We start from the raw sequence: 17,581 nt of genomic DNA, 5'->3' as shown, positions 1-17,581 counted from the left end.
ATGTGATCGGTATTCACTTTTCAACTCCCCCATTGCCTCTTCATGGCAAAGAAACTAACTCCAAGTTGTTACTAGTGTAGATTAAGATTTAAGTCTGTAAAGTTATTTTATTTCAATGACTTAGTTGGCTTTTGATATTAAGTATTATGACTGTTACAGCTTGTGCAGTATCGATGGATGGATTACTCGGCCAAGGGGAGTAGGGGATTTATGATACCTGAGATCAATATTACTCAAACTGAGGCTGCGACTTACAAGAGGCCTTTGGGGCCATTATTGTTTTTTGGTGTGTTCTCGATGATTGGAAAACACATAAGATCCGATGACATGTTCTAAGAAGGAATGATGATTTCGCCGCTCCTAGTGATACCAGCGGTGCTGGCAGGAATCTTGGCTAAGGGAATTCGTGCTCGAAGTGAAAATTAGTAAATCAAGCTTAATGTGATAGACACTTATACATACGAATGGACGGAAGAACACTTGGTAAGTTTTGCCCGGCAGCGCCGGACGGTCGTTCAAAATCAGTAGGTAAAGTCTGATCCAACCTGCTCGGATTCCGCAACTCTACGCATTGCTTTAGATCGATTACGATCCCCGTAGGTTTTTATTATTTGTTCGGGGTCATCGTTCAATTTAGCCGCCGCACCAACAAAATCCCCCGGAAATTCATCGAGATGAGTTTCAGCAACGAGGTGTCGCAGTCCGTGAATGTTGATACCCTGCTGCTTCTCTTCAGGGGCTGTATGAACGTAGGCTTGGTATGTGATACTTCTAAAAGAGTCACCGAGTTTGGCTGGTACCTCGATAAACAACCGTCTCAGTGAAGCGATTTCTGGGTTGTTGATCGACTCATCACGGATACTGCGCCATGGGAAGAAAAATTCCATATCCACGGGGTTACTCAATCCGCCGAATGGAATCAGATCCAGGGTGATGTACTGTTCCCGGATTTTTAAATATTTTTTTATCAGGGGAGTTAGGTTTTCTGGCAGCTCAATATCAATGTCCACTGCATTTTTTGCTTCAGCATTTTTTAGGACACGATACGTCTTGCCGTTATCGGGATTGATAATCGATGCACCATGGCAGGGAATGTAAAGCCGGAAACGGTTGCGCTGTCGCAGCCAGGTGAGGCTTGAAAATCGCTCGTTTTGCGAACGAGCATAAGGGTAGTACTTAAGCTCGGTGAGATTCCCCTCACGAGGGATATTGCAAAACGCCATCTCTTGGATCAAGGCTGCACGGGAGTATGTTAGAGCCTTCCGGATCTTGGCTGCTGCGCTTTTTTTCAGCTTTTCTGCATGAACAGAGCCTTTGGCATCCTTTGTCAGTTCGGCTTTATGCTTTGCTTCCAATGCAAATGACTCAGCCCTTTGCATTAACCAGCAGCTGGCATCGTACATAGCTTTTCTGCGATCCATGAAAGGCATTTTAAGCAAGAACTGAACGTTCTTTTTACCTTTCATGCCTGCTTTACCGCGTTGACCGACCGATTTTTTGGTGGAATCTAGCCATGCTGGGTACTCCTCCAGAATGTAATCAAGGCAATCAGCAAACTGATCCATGGAGCGCTCACCTCGATCGGCGCAAAATCTCAGATATCCCTGTTTTTCGCAGCCGCGCTTAATAAAATTCAGGATTCTGCCGTATTTGCTGCCACCGGTTTCCAATGTAGATGCATATTCAGACATTCTCGACAAAAGATGAGGGTCGGTGAGGTGTTTGCTGCCGACCGCCTCAAACGGAGTATTCTCGTTGTGAATGCAATAATCCTGGAAGCCAAGCAGCTCAGTATGAAATGCTCTTGCAGAGCCAGATAGCTCTTTTGAGTTTTTCGTCCAAACCTCGCTGCGCTTATTGTTTTCACGCACCTTGGCTCTCTGCTCAAAGAACTCGCTTTTGCGCAAGGAGTCTGGGATGTTAGCAAGCACTGGTTGTGCCCCATGGATCTTATAGGCGCAGTATTCATCAAAGACTTTATGAAGATCTGCACTCAGCTTAGTGTATTTATATTTCTTGCGATTGACTGCCGAAAGATCTTTTTCTGACTTGCTCAGTCCGCGATTATTGTGGTCTACCTTCCGTAAGATCTTGTTTAATAGGGTGTTATGAGGGAGGTGAAAGAAACCCTCTATAAAGTGGATCCGGATGTCAGGAACCCTCTCCGCAGGGATCGATTCGCCTGTGAGATAGTCTCGCAGCACTTTAGATGCGCTTCCGAACGGGCCGGGCGGATTGGTTGTAGATTTAACATTTACCCAGGCTTCGGGGCATGAAGCAATAGCTGCGCTGATAATTTCCCTAGCGACTTCACGATAAGTGATGTAAGCCGTTTTGATCTTTTTCTGGGTTTCAGGGGTGATTGGCCCAGTCCACAGGCGATCGCCATACTTTCTTTTTGCTGCTGCTTGGAGGGTCTCCGTGAACGACAGTGCATCCACATTGATGTTGCTTATAGCGGAGTAAAATTCAGCTAAACGGCGAACACGGGTCAGAGGGCTGCGCGTATCACTCTTGCCTTCACTTTCTAGCTTGGCTCGCAAGTTGAAAAGGGTATTGTTCAGGTCTGAAGTCAGCGCCAGAGTGAGATCGGCTTCACTCACAATCTGCTTTTTAAGCAGGATGTTAAGAGCGGTGCGGTGGTGTGTAAATCGACCGCGCTCAGTTTTTTCTTTGCTCTGAAGACCCTCTTCAATTCGGGCTTTAAGCAGCTCGATGCTCATGGTAAATACCCCATAAAATTACAACTGTCAAAGTTTGTTATTATTGTAGTTCTAATTTTATCATTTGGTTATACCTAATCCTACATCTCTATAGATAAAAACTAAAAATACCTGGAACTACTTATAAAATAAGAGATGTAAAGCTATTATCGCCCATGAATGCTGGGTTTATTTCAATATCTAAAGTAGACAATATATAAAAGATTGATTATGTTACAACGCATTTATATTTTTAAATATTAAAAATTACAACATTAATATTATGTTCAGTATTGGCGGGTATCTTAGAGGGATTGAAGATTTTTAATTTGGTAAGACCGAGGTTGTCTCTCTTTATAATGTTGTAAAAATAGATCGGAATATATGAAAACAATAATATATTGTTGTAAAATTTTGAAGCATCGTAAACTCTGCAATATAATAAAAAGGTGTCAATAAATCAATGGCTTGAAAGTTACTGTGAGTGTTGTGTTTTTAGTTTTTTACAACATAACCATAACTTAATGCATATTTTACAACTCTAACTAAGAATTTTTATTGGTCAACTCGTCAGCTCTTAGCTGTTGTAACTTCACAAATTGCGATCAACAATAATTCATAACAAAAAAAATCCTCTTGGTCATATCTATGACGCTGCTGCCTTCTGTGGTCATTGTCAGCTCACAATATAGTTTGTGACTAGCTGAATAAAGTTTGTGACCGTAATTTAGTTTGTGACTAGTAAATAAAGCAAACGGGGCTTCTAGCCCGTTTTTTATTAGGCTGGTGATCACGGCTATTTAAGTTGTGAAATGAAAGGTCACTGATGAAGCAAGCCAGATGGCATCTGGGGTGCATATTGGTTTTACCTAACATCCTGAAAGCCTTAATCTATGTATGTATACGCAAGATCGAGGCTTTTTTATCGCTACGCAAATATTTGAAGTAGGAAGCTTAAGGTTCAAAATCAAACTTCTTTTTCTTCTTATGCCGATAACCTTTCGGATTGTAAGCTACGCCTTTAACGGCCATTACATTCGTCTGAATGGATTTCTTTAACCCAGTAAAGGCATCAATCTCAGCAGAGTTCTCAATGCTTTCCATGATGCCATCAGCCAGTAAATTAATGATCACTTCTGGATGATAGATCTCATAACCCGGAACAGCAGAAGCAAGCTTAATGAGTGCTTTCTTATCAGGGAACGCTTTATCGTTATCCAGCTTTAAAGCCAACTTTTTATCAAGCGTAGGATAGATCTGCGTATGGGTAATATCGTAAGGCGGTGTTAAGCGGATATCGCTCAGATCGGCATTATATTGAAGGGCAAAGTTCTTCAGGTGAGCATCACCATTACCGATCAGGCAATTGAAGACGATATAGCGATACGCCAACTCAAACTGCTCTTTACTGTGTGTAATGCCTGCAACGACTTTAAGTAGGTTTTCATAGGAGCCTGTGTACTTAGCATCAAATGAATCGCCTTTCTTAAGCAGGGTGGTGAAATCCTCAAAGCCAATCTTTTTCCCCGCTTCATCATAATCAAAGCGATCTATGACGAAGTTCTCTAAATTCTCAGACAGATAGAAATTTGGAGGATTCAGGCCACAATGTTTGGCGGCTGACATACAAACAAACTCATTAACGGTCAGCAGATCCAATTCTTCATCAAAGGATTTAACGATGAAGTCCTTTTGATGAACGGAAGCCCTCTCTGAGTTAATCAATACTTTAGGCTGCACACCGGAAAGCATACCTTTTAAGTAATGTTTTTCTAATAATTGAGGAAAGAGGTCTTCCTGACTATCCCACTTTAGAATCTCGCTTAAAGTCGTTTCTTGAATGGTAGGTAGTTGGATCTCTGATTGGTAATTTAATTGGCCAATGCCGTTATCCATCTGTAGGGCCAACAGAAACATATCATCGACTTTAATATTTCTATTTAAACGAAAGAGTTTTTCATGAATGTAATGCCGCACATAGCCCTCAGGCAGATTCTGGCGAAAGATAGGGTGTAGAGCACCGTACGTGATCACGCCCATCTTATCTTCTGAGCGTGCCATTGTCAGAGAGATGGCCGGACTCTCAACATCATCATAATTAAACTCGTGTCTGGCCGATTTTTTCAGAATACCTGAATGGGTGTCGCCAACCTGTACATCAATTCGGCTCACTTTTTCAGGAAAGTAATAATCAGTCTTCTCCATAAAGCCCCTCTATCTCATCGAAACGTGGCAATACGCGCTTTTTAGGTGAGATATCCAGCTCAAAGTCGAGCGCATCCAGATAATCTTCAAAGATGCGCAATGAACCATTAAACCGGCCATTTTCTATCTTCGAGATGATGGCCTGATCCAAACCGGACGATTCTGATATTTGTGATTGCGTGAATCCTTTCTCTTTTCGAGCCTTTGAAAGCTGTTTCCCTATTACTTTTCTGCCAGACATTTTATGACCATATATTCATACTTTTTTAAATCATAGTTAAATATGATTATATAGTCAACTTTAATGATTGTTGATATTAAAATATGTACCCCAGATGCCATCGGCTTGCTGATGAAGTGACCTTTTTTGTACTTAATCCGAATGCTTCTGAAACTGCGGTATGGCCTCTACCGGCACACTGGAGACTATGATGATTGGTTAGCGTACCCCTCCCCCGGAAACCACATTTCCCCATAGCAGACATCAGGGTTGGGGATATCTGAGCTTCAGCTTCCGGCAGGAAAGTGCCAAAAGCGGACTATGTAGGCGCTGGCCCAACTTGCAAACCCTGCTGGTCAATAGTGACACCCGAAACCGGAAAAGTGTGCAGGCGCTGCTGGTTAAAATGACAGTTTGTGAGATAAAAAAAAGGCCCGCATGGCTGACCTTTTCGAAGTAAAGTTATTAACAGCAAGCTTAGTTAACTTTAAGGTATTTATGCATAACTGGATAATAGCAAATCATTATTATGATCTTTGTTACTATCGAGTATTCACCAAATAAAACAAAATCATACTTTTCCCCAATCGTTGAGATAATAAGCAGGCCTAACAATATTGACGTTCCGATTGAGGCAGCAATGCATGCAAAAATAACAGCACCTATCCTTTTCATTGACAACCTCACCTTTCTTCCCATTTAACATCCATAACAGTTGAAGTTCCAACCGTTAATGACCAACTTGCATCCCAACCAAAATCAATTTTACCATGAGCTATACTCCACGCATCTCCCAATTGGGTAACACCTGAACCATAGCCTGCCCATAGTACAGCCCAGCCAACTTGGTCTGAGATAAACCTTCCATTAAACAGGTCAGGTTTTATAAATTCCAGAGGTTCATTGAATGCAACACAACTCCTAGCTGTGGTAACGTCAGCCCCAACACCCAGTGCTGGCCCTACACCAATCACGGTAACAGTCGCTCTTTTTCCGTCTACCCATTCGGATGTTAGCTCATATTTTGTAGCCGTGGCCCCAACCACACCAACAACACCAACGCTGGTAGCAGATCCCGTCCAGCGTAATAAACCAAGTGGGTCACTATAACTTAACGGATTCCCCCCTGTAATGGTCTAATGACACCGGACACTTTAATAAGAGACTATAAACGTCAAACATTGAGGTGTAGGAATGGGACAGAAACGTAGTTATAAGCAATACCCGAAAGAATTCAAAGAAGAAGCTGTTGCGCTGGTCGTTGACCAGGGTTACTCAGTGCCTGAAGCCGCTAAATCACTGGGTATTGCGACTAATATGCTCTATCGCTGGAAACAGCAATTTGAAGAGCAGCAACAAGGACAGACGCTGGCCGAGGATGAACGAGAAGAGCTAAAACGCCTGCGCAAGGAAAATAAAGAGCTTCGTATGGAGAAGGAGATTTTAAAAAAGGCTTCAGCCTTCTTCGCGAAAGAAATGAAGTAAAGTATCGCTTCGTTCAGCGGCAGGCCGCGATTTATCCAGTACGTGTTCTGTGCCGTGTCATGAGAGTGAGCAGCTCAGCATATTACAGCTGGTGTAAACGGCCAGCCAAGGTCATCAGCGCTGATACTCTGCACTTGTATCGCAGAGCCAAAGAGTTGTTTAGGGCTAGCCGAGACAGCCTGGGCAGTCGAGAGCTGGCGAAAAAGCTACGTGAAGAAGGCTTTAGAATTGGACGTTATCGCACCCGTACACTCATGCGACAACTGAAATTAAAGGTTAGGCAACGTATCGCTTACAAGGTGACGACTAAGCGCCGACATAGTGATCAGGTGGCTGACAACCTGCTGAACCAGAATTTTAATCCGGTTGCTCAGAATGAGGTTTGGGCTGGCGATATCACGTACCTCAGAACCGCAGAGGGCTGGATGTATCTTGCGGTCGTGATGGACTTGTACTCACGTCGTATAGTGGGCTGGCATATTGATAAACGCATGAGTGCTGACTTGGTTTGCAGAGCATTGATGAAAGCCGTTAATCTCCGTCAGCCGAAAAAGGGCTTGGTCTTCCACAGTGACCGAGGTTCACAATATACCAGCAAGCAATATAGGCGTTTACTGAAAAGCTACGACCTCCGCTCATCGATGGGTGACGTTGGAGCCTGCTGGGACAATGCCGTCGTTGAGCGTTTCTTTGGTAGCTTGAAGCATGACTGGATACTGAAGGTTTACCAGCCAACGCGAGAGCATATGAGGCAAGATGTGGCTAAGTACATGAGATATTACAATCTGGAAAGGCTGCACTCTGCGAATGGGGATTTATCGCCAATCAACTTGGAAAATTCACAAAAAAATGTGTCCGGCTGGGGTTGACCAGTACAGTACAGCTGGGTGAGCAAACACCTCTTTGAAACATTGGATGAAGTACAGGACTATGCAACAAGCTGGTTATGGTTTTACAATCATGAGCGACCACATAAAGCCAATGGTGGCAAACCACCGTTGATGGTCGCTTAACTTCTACTTTTAGCACCTACTAAAAAGGGGAGGATTACCTAGTCATGCATAAATTCTAGACATTAGTTATATAAAGATATTTCTTGTAAAGAAGTGGAAAACAAGCCGACTTTTACTTCAATCTTAAGTTGAGCATTGTATTATAGCAATTTAATGGTTGAAATTATTTATCCCATTTTAGACAATCAATTTGACGATCTAACAAAACAGCGCTCATCTTCTTCAAAAGAAATATAAACCTCTCGACTTCGATCGTCATAACTTACAGAACTATTGATTTCACAATCAAATAAATTTTGAGATTCTTCTTCCTCAAAAACTGATAAATCACAAAGGAACTTTCTTTTATTTTTCTTCTTATAAAAAGGCATAAACAGTTATCCTGTTGATTCTAAACATCGTTACAAACTTTATTAGGCATCGACACTAAATTTTAGATTATTAATCGAATAGTATGAGAATTTCTGATGACTAATCCAGGTTTCAGCATCGGTAAATGTGCGTGAAAAATATACAACACGGCCGTAAGGCAAGGGGGTCCCATCAATTCCGAGGGTGCGCCTAATCACCCACCAGCTATTTTCATTTTTTTTCTGAATATTGTGGACGATGCTTCTAACTGGGAAGCAATCAATATAAACGACATCAGACATATGTATCACCATGCTTTTTAACAACCCATAAAACAAGGGCTTGCATCACTCTAAAAAGGGTTCAGCAAGCCCGAATGACATGCCTATTGAAAAGTTAAGCAACCATCTTGAGTTCACTTACAGCAACACTCAGCATCGCTAAGCTTGGAGCCCCCAATGCACGAACATTTGCTAGTGTATTCTGGTAACTGTCAATAGAATCTGTGCTCTGTTTTTTCCAATCAGTTAACGCTTCACTGATATCATCCCGATCTTTAGTAAACTCTATGAAGTTAGCAACAACTCGTCTGAAAGAGCTATCAAGCTCTTTAACTAATGATGCCCGAACTTTCTTATTCCAAAGATCATCTTCTGGCAGAGATAAAATATTAAGCCGTAACATGTGGATGCCTAGATTCATGTCCAGCCCCAAATATCCTTTCATAACTGTAGATAGATCCTCACTAGTAGATTCACTCAGCCAGATCATATCCAATGCATTGCACGACCAAACAAGATGGGAGACCTTATTTGCAAGACCATCTAAGACACCATCATCAATCAACAACTGAATCCGTTCTTTATGACTATTCAGTGCGTCCCCTGTCAGTAAAGCATCAATGTCATCAATTATTGACTTCATACCAGGACGAAAACGCTTAATTAGTAGATTGATATCGATATGAGACTTACATCGAGTTAGCAACCATAACGTGGCTTGCTCGAGGCTATGATTGACAATTTGATGCATCAACAACTGGGACTTATATGGCACCCAGTTATCAAGGTCTTCGATTGCCGAAACTAAACTATGAGTCCCCAACAATTCTTGAGCCACTATAAAAGCACGAACTACATCTGCATATGTTGCTTGAGATTGCTCTAACATCGCATGGCAAAACGTTGCGCCCATTCGGTTTGTAATATGATTTGTTAACTGTGTTGCTACTATTTCATGACGCAACGGGTGTTCGTCAATAATAGACTGATAGCGTTTCTGCAATGCTTTAGGGAAGTACTCACGAAGTTGCATCTGTAAATAAGAGTCCCTCGCAAGCTCTGACTGTACTAACTCCTCATACAGCTTGTTCTTGCTATAGGCTAACAATACAGACATCTCAGGACGACAGAGCCCTTCATTTTTCTGAAACCTTTCTGTCAGTACTTCTTCCTGAGGGATAAACTCCAACTCAGGATTCAGCCTTCCTTCACGAACCAGTTTTTGGATCAGATGTTTATCTTCATTCAAACGATCAAAGGCTGTACTTTCTGAAAAGCTTAGCTGTGCACTTTGTTGATAGTTCTGTCGAATCACAAGGCTTGCCACTTCGTCAGACATCGATGCCAAAAGCTTATTGCGCTCAGAATCTTTCAGTTCTCCTGCGCTTTGAGCCTGGTTTAATAGGATCTTTATGTTTACTTCATGGTCAGAGCAATCTACGCCGCCTGAGTTATCGATTGCATCGGTGTTGATCAACCCACCATTTCTTGCATATTCAATGCGTCCCTGCTGTGTAAAACCTAAGTTTCCTCCTTCACCAACAACACCACAGCGAAGTTCATTTGCATTGATACGCACATTATCATTTGCTCGGTCAGCCACTTCGTCATTAGATTCTCCAGAGGACTTTACATAAGTTCCGATACCGCCATTCCAAAGCAGGTCGACAGGAGCTTTAAGGAGGCTGCGGATCAAATCATTTGGGCTTAACTGCTCAAGCTTCTCATCAATACCCAATACCTGATGCATCTCTTTAGTAATCTGGATACGCTTCGCCGAACGACTGAAAATACCGCCACCATGGGAGATTAACTGCTCATCATAATCAGCCCAACTTGAACTAGGCAGGTTAAACATCCTTTGCCGTTCAATATATGCTGCCTCATTATTAGGATTAGGATCAAAAAAGATATGTTGATGGTTAAAAGCGGCTACTAGGCGACTGTGTCTTGATAGCAACATGCCGTTACCGAATACATCTCCTGACATATCTCCAATACCGACCACCGTGAACTCTTCGCTTTGAGTATCTATTGATTTCTCCATAAATAGTCGGCGAACAGATTCCCAAGCACCTTTAGCAGTGATTCCCATCTTTTTGTGGTCATAACCGTTCTTTCCACCTGAAGCGAAAGCATCTCCGAGCCAAAAGCCATACTGATTTGCAATACCATTAGCTATATCAGAAAAAGTAGCTGTTCCCTTATCCGCGGCTACCACCAGATATGGATCATCATCGTCATAGCGAACAACGCCATTTGGCGGCACAACTTTGTCATTCTCTAAGTTATCGGTAAGATCGAGCAGGCCACGAATAAAGGTCTTATAACAACTCACACCTTCTGCCTGAATTGCATCGCGTGAGCCATTTACAGGTAGCTTTTTACATACGAAGCCTCCCTTCGAGCCGGCGGGGACAATGACGGCATTTTTAACCATCTGCGCTTTAACCAATCCAAGTACTTCGGTACGGTAATCCTCTCGTCTATCCGACCAGCGTAAACCACCCCGAGCAACCTTCCCGCCCCGTAGATGGACCCCTTCCACTTCTGAGGAAAATACGAAAATCTCATACTTTGGACAAGGTAACGGTATCCCTGGGATTTTCTCCGGGTCCAGCTTGAAAGATAAGTACTCTTTATTTCCTCCATCAGCCTCAAGCGTATAGTGGTTAGTACGTAAGATAGCCAATATTACGGCATGGAAACCTCGCAAGATCCGGTCTTCATCGAGACTGTTTACATCATCAAGTTCTTGAAGAATACTGGCAGATATATCAGCCACAGCCTGCGAATTTTCAGATAAATCCGGATCAAATCGCTGATGAAACAACTTAACTAAGGAGGCTGTGATTGCAGGATTGTTAGCCAGCGTAGTTTCCAAGTAGGACTGGGAAAAAGGTATTTGAAGCTGTGCAAGATATTTCCCTATCGCCCTAATAATTATGACTTCTCGCCATTCAAGCTCCGCAGCAACGACTAGTTGATTATATCCGTCATTATCTGCCTCCCCGGTGTAAACACGGGTGAAGGACTCCTGAAAAAACTCTTTAACCAATGCCCGTTTAGGAATATTTCCTTGAACAAATGCGATATCAAACTCAAGAATCCAAGCTTTACCCTCGACTGAAGAGTTCAGTAGGTAAGAACTACCATTAATAACCTTTACCCCCATGTTATCCAGAATTGGTAACACGTCGGAAAGCGCTTTCCCTGTACCTTTGCCGTACAACTTAAAACGAGCTGGGTGATCAGTTTTTCCTGAATCAAAATATAGTGATGTTGCTATAGGGGATTGAGTGCTTAATGTTTCCAGTTTGCTAATATCCTGTGCAGCAATTACTGCTTCTACATCAGCTTTATAACTACCGGGTAATACATCATGATAACGCTCGTAAAGGTCTCTTCCTCGCTCTTCACCATTAATATCGACAAGCAGTTCTGACAATAAGTCTTCCCATGATAGTAAAGATTCAGCAACCTTCGCCTCAAGCATGTCACTATCAATCTCTAACTGGTGAGCATCCTGAGCGTGAATATTGAATTGCAACATTGCCAGTAAGCCTTCAGTCCAGTGCGCTTGGAATTCAGCATCTGAACCACCTAACCCATCAACAAGAATCTGCTCAATTCGCTTTCGGACTTTATCGTTGAATTGTTCTTTAGGCACTAAAATTAAAACTGTTACAAACCGGCCATATGCATCAGTTCTGGTAAATAGCTGCAACTGAGGACAGTCATAAGCTTCAAGTACTCCTCGGACAATAGTTTCAAGATCATCTTGTGAAGATTGCAACATTTCATCTCGAGGGTACTGAGCAAGGATGTGCTCCAGCGATCGTCCTCTATGCCCTTGAGGTTTAACACGTAAACTGTCCTTTAATTTCTTTACCTTTAACCTTAACAGGGGAATATCAGTAACGTCACTGGTATAAACTATGTGATTAAATAAACCCAAAAAACGATACTCTCCTACTACATTACCATTTTGATCAAACCGTTTTACCCCAAGGTAATCTAGATGATCGGCGCGATGAATAGGTGATCTGTAAATTGATTTTGTGATAATCAAAGGAGACGCATTCATCTCCAATTGTGATAAATAGGGTGAAAGAGGGATATATTTTTTTTCTTCAGGAAAGTGGCGATCAAAACGTAAAATACCTAAACGACTGCTTTCATCCAGAACTAAATTACAACGGTCATCTCCACTTCTGATCAAGTCATAGTAAGCAAAGCCAATATTGGTAAATCGATCAGCAGTAAGCCAACGTAAATACTTTACTGTTTCATCCAAAGTGGCATTATCCAAGTCAACCCGCTGCCGAACAGACTCCATTGCAATAATCGACTCATCCAGCATGGTCTTCATAGATATTTCGTCTGCAACGGTAACATTTACATCTTCAACTACTTGCAGAAGAAGCTGTTCCATAGTCGGTAACTCAACAGGATCTTCCAAGCTACCAATAGTTAACCGAATTACAGCTTCTTTATTGCGTGATTCGGCAGGCTGCTGCTCTTCAGCGGAAATATCAAATAGTTGACCGTCATCATCCCTTCCTACTGAAAGTACCGGATGAATCGCCTGAAGAATCCTTTTACCTTTTTCTTGAAGCACCATACAAACAGATGAGACTAGAAATGGCATATCTTCAGTCACGATCTCGATTATAGTGTGATCAGAATGCCAACCATGAGTTTCGTAAGTGGGATTGAACACCCGAACACGTGTCTGATTCGGTCGTCGATAAGCGATAAATTCCCATGTACTATGCATTGCTGCATACAACTGATCGATATCTGTTTTTTCAAAAACTTTGTAGCAGACTTCTCTGTAAAACAGCTTAGTCAAAGCCACCATTTGCTCTTGCTCTGCTTCTACTAACTGATCTCCACACTTATGGAGGACTTGTTCAATCCGTTTATGCTTTTTATTCTGGATATTCTGCATTGTTTTATACTCATCAAAATGAGGCCGGCACCTCTGCCAGCCTCATGAATAATTTCGCTTATGCCTCCAGCATTGGTAAATCCAGTCTCTGTTCTTTAGCGCAGTTAATCGCAATATCGTAGCCCGCATCAGCATGGCGCATAACACCGGTACCTGGATCGTTACGTAATACACGTCCCAAGCGTTTTGCTGCTGCCTCAGTACCATCTGCAACAATGACTACACCAGAATGTTGGCTAAAGCCCATGCCCACACCACCACCATGGTGAAGAGAAACCCAGGTTGCTCCACCAGCAGTATTAAGCAGCGCATTAAGTAACGGCCAATCAGATACAGCATCTGAACCATCCAGCATCGCTTCTGTCTCACGGTTCGGACTGGCAACTGATCCTGAATCCAGGTGATCACGCCCAATAACTATCGGAGCTTTCAGCTCGCCATTCTTCACCATCTCGTTAAAAGCCAGGGCCAGACGTGCACGATCCTTAAGACCTACCCAGCAGATACGAGCGGGTAGCCCCTGAAACTCAATACGTTCACGGGCCATATCTAACCAATTATGAAGATGAGGATCATTAGGGATCAGATCCTTCACTTTTTGATCTGTCTTATAGATATCTTCAGGATCACCGGAAAGAGCAACCCAACGGAATGGACCAATACCTTCACAGAACAGCGGACGGATATAAGCAGGTACAAAACCAGGGAAATCGAAAGCGTTTTTCACCCCTTTTTCTAGAGCCATCTGGCGAATATTGTTACCGTAATCTGTAGTTGCTGCACCACGAGACTGTAGCACCAGCATAGCCCTTACCTGCACGGCCATCGACTCTTTAGCTGCATCAACTACGGCAGCTTCATCCTTCTGTCGCATTTCTGCTGCATGTTCCATCGTCCAACCTTGCGGGAGATAACCGTTCAGCGGATCATGAGCACTAGTCTGGTCGGTTACAACATCCGGCGTAATACCTCTCTCGACCAGTTCAGGGAAGATATCTGCACAGTTCCCCAAAAGACCAACAGAAATAGCCTCTCCATTAGCACGGGCTTCATCAATCATACCCAGCGCCTCATCAAGGCTACGTGCTTTTTTATCGACATAGCGGGTACGAAGACGGAAGTCGATGCGAGTTTCATCACATTCAACAGTGATACAAGAGAATCCTGCCATTGTTGCAGCTAGTGGCTGAGCACCACCCATACCACCAAGCCCACCTGTAAGAACCCACTTACCTGATGCATCACCATCAAAGTGCTTTTTGGCCATAGCGACGAATGTTTCATACGTGCCTTGAACGATGCCCTGTGAGCCAATATAGATCCATGAGCCAGCAGTCATTTGGCCATACATCATCAGACCTTTTTTATCCAGCTCGTTAAAGTGCTCCCAGTTACCCCATTCAGGCACAAGATTGGAGTTCGCAATCAGCACTCGAGGGGCGTCGGGATGCGTTTTATATACCCCAACAGGTTTACCGGACTGAATAAGCAGAGACTCATCATCTTCAAGGCGATGCAGCACCTCAATAATTTTGTCATAGCACTCCCAGTTACGGGCAGCTCGACCAATACCACCGTAAACAACCAAATCTTCAGGCCTTTCTGCCACATCAGGATGAAGGTTATTCATCAGCATTCGCATTGGGGCTTCGGTCAACCAGCTTTTACAGGTGATATTCGAGCCAGTTGGCGCTTTAATTACACGACTAGGATCATGACGAGTATTTGTCATTTTTGTTTTCCTCACTTAACAATGTTGTAAAAAAGACGCGCTGCGACTCGAGCGGTCCTGTTATCGATATCGAATACGGGGTTGTATTCAGCAATATCAGCTAATTTTAGTTTTCCGGAGCTTTTTATGGTTTCTATCAAAGGCTCCAACACTTCAAGACCAACACCTCTCGATGCTGGCGCGCTGACGCCGGGAGCTTCACTGGCGGGTAATACATCTAGGTCGATTGTTAAATACAAGACATCACAATCATCAATAAACTGCTCTAGCTGATTAGTGATCTCATCTAGAGCAGTTACACCCATATCAGAATCTTTTCGATAGCTAACGCCTAGCAAATCAGCTCGATTAAACAGTGCCAAGCTATTTGCAACCTCACTTACACCGAAGCAACTATATTTAAATGGATACTTTTTTTGCTCACACTGTTTAGCAATCTGGTAGAAGGGAGTGCCTGAACTACAACCATTCCTATCAAGACGTAAGTCAAAATGAGCATCAAAATTTATTATCCCGATGAGTGGCACACTCTCTTGAGATTCAAAATGTTGCACCAGACCAAGCCAGTTTCCATAAGCAACTTCATGACCACCACCGAGAACAAAAGTGAAATGCCCTCCAGCAAGACAATCACTCACACGATTGGCTAAATCCTCATGCGCCTGCTCTAGTTGATCATCCTCACAGATAATATTTCCAGCATCATATGCCTGGCGGTTTGATGACCACGGAAGGTTAGCTAAAGCTCGACGTAATTGGTCTGGAGCATTTCGAGCACCTTTACGCCCTTTATTACGACTAACTCCCTCATCAGAACAAAAACCAACTATAGCCAAGCCTTCTTCACCACGACTGAATGGCACAATTACTTGGTGCAATCGTGTTGCCAGCTCCTCAGCTTCTTCGGAGTCGGTACGACCTGACCAAATAGCTTTAAATTTAGTCCCAGACATTACTCACCTCTCCATTAAATATTCTTTGCTTTATTGGATTTACGCCAAACTGGTAAGAAAGCTCCGCAGGTGTGTCTATATCCCAAAGGATCATATCAGCACGCATCCCCACTTCTAGTCGACCAAGCTTGGAACCTAGACCAAGCGCACGAGCAGCGTTACTTGTAACACCAGCTAAGCTTTCTTCAGGTGTGAGATGGAATAGAGTACAGGCCATGTTCATAGCTAAACGCAGAGACGCTAGAGGCGATGAGCCCGGATTAAGATCTGTCGCAATTGCGATCGGAATTCCATGCTTACGAATTAATTCGATTGGTGGGACCTTAGTCTCACGCAGAAAATAGAAAGCACCGGGCAGCAGCGTCGCCACTGTGCCTGATTCAGCTACGGCCTTAGCACCAGCTTCATCAAGCCATTCAATATGATCAACCGACCAGGCGTTATACCTCGCGGCCAATTCTGCACCATGTAAGTTGGATAGCTGCTCTACATGTGCTTTAACTCCCAAGCCATGTACTTTTGCAGCCTGAAAAACCCGCTCACATTGTTCAGGGGTGAATGCAATGCCTTCACAAAAAACATCAACAGCATCCACCAGATCTTCCTGAACAGCTGCCGGAATAAGCTCATTACAAACCAAGTCGATGTAGCTATTAGAATTTCCTTGATATTCCGGCGGTAGCGCATGAGCCCCCAGCAGTGACGTAGAAACCCGTACCGGATTACGTTCAGCCAGGGACTTTGCGGCACGCAACATCTTAAGTTCTGACTCGACGCTTAGACCGTACCCTGATTTTATTTCAATGGTCGTAACTCCCTCAGCCATCAAGGCCTTAAGGCGGGGCTCTGACAAATTAACAAGCTCCTCAATACTGGCTTGGCGAGTGGCCTTGACGGTGGAGAGAATTCCACCTCCCTGGCAGGCAATATCTTCATATGTGACTCCTAGCAAGCGCTGCTCGAACTCATGCGCCCTATTGCCGGCAAACACAAGATGACTGTGAGCATCTATCAGGCCCGGCGTCATCCAGCCGTTTTTGCAGTCGATGACTTCACCAAGCAGCTGCACATGAGCCAACTCAGCCATGGGAGCGATTGCGGCAATACGACCTTGCCGAACACCCAAAGCTTGGTTCGACAATCTGCCGTAAGGGTTTGTAGCGAGTGGTGTGATCGTCGCTAAGTTGACGTTGGTCCAAATTCGTTCACAGGCTTCAAACAAGTTAATCACCATACTTCTTGTTGAGTTGTATATACATATATATACCACTTAAAAAACAAAGATCAAACTATTTCTGTAAGTTTCATTAAATTCTTGTCAGTTCAGGCGAGGTGACTCTCCGTGCAACCATTGTTTCCCCATCCATAGCTGACAAATGCCATGAAGTTGATTTATATAAATTAATTGCATTATTGAGTTTTTTTGAAAATCACTGTTCATCGACAAATAAACATCGAAGCTTCCTATTCATCTAGAAAGATCACGATGCAGATCTATGATCCGGCGGGTCGCTATGACGTATTACCGGTGTATATTTTCTGTCAGTGATATATACCTAGACAGGGAATGGTAAACAAATGAAGACTGATAACTAGCATCGCCAGTCGTAATGCTACTGAAAACAGTCATTGCCGGAGGTATAGGAGGTTTTGGCGATACCAATCAGTTTGCTGATTGTTGAATG

The 17,581-nt window shown here is 43.3% G+C and carries 11 protein-coding genes and 1 pseudogene; 2 read left to right on the top strand and 10 right to left on the bottom strand.

The annotated features are described in order from the left end of the window. Positions 1 to 521: 521 nt before the first annotated feature. The 4 genes from KDX31_15905 to KDX31_15890 form a co-directional block, all read right to left on the bottom strand. The gene (locus KDX31_15905; protein ID UTW02811.1) at positions 522 to 2,723 is read right to left on the bottom strand and encodes a hypothetical protein; all 2,202 of its coding nucleotides are present in this window, start codon (positions 2,721 to 2,723) and stop codon (positions 522 to 524) included. A 933-nt stretch (positions 2,724 to 3,656) separates the two neighbouring features. Further along, positions 3,657 to 4,907 carry a type II toxin-antitoxin system HipA family toxin gene (locus tag KDX31_15900; GenBank protein UTW02810.1) on the bottom strand — a complete coding sequence of 417 codons (1,251 nt, stop codon included), beginning with the start codon at positions 4,905 to 4,907 and terminating at the stop codon, positions 3,657 to 3,659. Then, the gene (locus KDX31_15895) at positions 4,894 to 5,148 is read right to left on the bottom strand and encodes a helix-turn-helix transcriptional regulator (protein ID UTW02809.1); all 255 of its coding nucleotides are present in this window, start codon (positions 5,146 to 5,148) and stop codon (positions 4,894 to 4,896) included. Before KDX31_15895 ends, KDX31_15900 begins: the two co-directional genes overlap by 14 nt. 662 nt (positions 5,149 to 5,810) lie before the next feature. Continuing rightward, positions 5,811 to 6,173 carry a hypothetical protein gene (locus KDX31_15890; GenBank protein UTW02808.1) on the bottom strand — a complete coding sequence of 121 codons (363 nt, stop codon included), beginning with the start codon at positions 6,171 to 6,173 and terminating at the stop codon, positions 5,811 to 5,813. A gap of 148 nt (positions 6,174 to 6,321) precedes the next feature. Between KDX31_15890 and KDX31_15885 the strand changes: the two genes are divergently transcribed. Together KDX31_15885 and KDX31_15880 are read left to right on the top strand one after the other, a co-directional pair. Beyond that, positions 6,322 to 7,481 (top strand): IS3 family transposase gene (locus KDX31_15885; GenBank protein ID UTW02807.1). Its coding sequence is split into 2 segments (ribosomal slippage): positions 6,322 to 6,586 and positions 6,586 to 7,481, totalling 1,161 coding nucleotides; the frame shifts between segments, so codons are not numbered across the junction. A gap of 3 nt (positions 7,482 to 7,484) precedes the next feature. Next, a pseudogene (locus tag KDX31_15880) lies at positions 7,485 to 7,625 on the top strand (integrase core domain-containing protein). 185 nt (positions 7,626 to 7,810) lie between these two features. Here KDX31_15880 and KDX31_15875 read toward each other — a convergent pair. The 6 genes from KDX31_15875 to hutI all read right to left on the bottom strand — a co-directional run bounded on the left by KDX31_15875 (position 7,811) and on the right by hutI (position 17,130). Further along, positions 7,811 to 7,996, bottom strand: coding sequence for a hypothetical protein (locus KDX31_15875; protein ID UTW02806.1), 186 nt, complete (start codon positions 7,994 to 7,996; stop codon positions 7,811 to 7,813). 42 nt (positions 7,997 to 8,038) lie between these two features. Then, positions 8,039 to 8,278 (bottom strand): hypothetical protein, encoded by a 240-nt coding sequence (locus tag KDX31_15870; GenBank protein ID UTW02805.1) that lies wholly within the window; start codon positions 8,276 to 8,278, stop codon positions 8,039 to 8,041. Between the two features lie 94 nt (positions 8,279 to 8,372). Further along, positions 8,373 to 13,211, bottom strand: coding sequence for an NAD-glutamate dehydrogenase (locus KDX31_15865; GenBank protein UTW02804.1), 4,839 nt, complete (start codon positions 13,209 to 13,211; stop codon positions 8,373 to 8,375). A gap of 58 nt (positions 13,212 to 13,269) precedes the next feature. Then, entirely contained in the window at positions 13,270 to 14,943 is a 1,674-nt protein-coding gene (gene hutU, locus KDX31_15860; GenBank protein UTW02803.1) for a urocanate hydratase, read from the bottom strand. A gap of 11 nt (positions 14,944 to 14,954) precedes the next feature. Continuing rightward, a complete protein-coding gene (locus KDX31_15855) occupies positions 14,955 to 15,896 on the bottom strand; it encodes a formimidoylglutamase (protein UTW02802.1) in 942 nt (313 codons plus the stop codon). Next, positions 15,883 to 17,130: an imidazolonepropionase gene (gene hutI, locus KDX31_15850; protein UTW02801.1), complete on the bottom strand. Its 1,248-nt coding sequence runs from the start codon at positions 17,128 to 17,130 to the stop codon at positions 15,883 to 15,885. The genes KDX31_15855 and hutI overlap by 14 nt, the downstream gene beginning before the upstream one ends. Positions 17,131 to 17,581: the final 451 nt, after the last annotated feature.

It is taken from the genome of Amphritea atlantica (assembly GCA_024397875.1).
GTDB classification, from domain to species: domain Bacteria; phylum Pseudomonadota; class Gammaproteobacteria; order Pseudomonadales; family Balneatricaceae; genus Amphritea; species Amphritea atlantica_B.
The sequence above is the reverse complement of the archived record's forward strand: the minus strand, read 5'-3'. Positions and strand labels throughout refer to the sequence as shown.

What these genes read in the sequence shown, in the direction of transcription:
- KDX31_15895 (UTW02809.1), bottom strand. Translation starts at nt 5,148, where the DNA reads ATGTCTGGCAGAAAAGTAATAGGGAAACAGCTTTCAAAGGCTCGAAAA.
- KDX31_15900 (UTW02810.1), bottom strand. Translation starts at nt 4,907, where the DNA reads ATGGAGAAGACTGATTATTACTTTCCTGAAAAAGTGAGCCGAATTGAT.
- KDX31_15855 (UTW02802.1), bottom strand. Translation starts at nt 15,896, where the DNA reads ATGTCTGGGACTAAATTTAAAGCTATTTGGTCAGGTCGTACCGACTCC.
- KDX31_15875 (UTW02806.1), bottom strand. Translation starts at nt 7,996, where the DNA reads ATGCCTTTTTATAAGAAGAAAAATAAAAGAAAGTTCCTTTGTGATTTA.
- hutU (UTW02803.1), bottom strand. Translation starts at nt 14,943, where the DNA reads ATGACAAATACTCGTCATGATCCTAGTCGTGTAATTAAAGCGCCAACT.
- hutI (UTW02801.1), bottom strand. Translation starts at nt 17,130, where the DNA reads ATGGTGATTAACTTGTTTGAAGCCTGTGAACGAATTTGGACCAACGTC.
- KDX31_15865 (UTW02804.1), bottom strand. Translation starts at nt 13,211, where the DNA reads ATGCAGAATATCCAGAATAAAAAGCATAAACGGATTGAACAAGTCCTC.
- KDX31_15905 (UTW02811.1), bottom strand. Translation starts at nt 2,723, where the DNA reads ATGAGCATCGAGCTGCTTAAAGCCCGAATTGAAGAGGGTCTTCAGAGC.
- KDX31_15870 (UTW02805.1), bottom strand. Translation starts at nt 8,278, where the DNA reads ATGTCTGATGTCGTTTATATTGATTGCTTCCCAGTTAGAAGCATCGTC.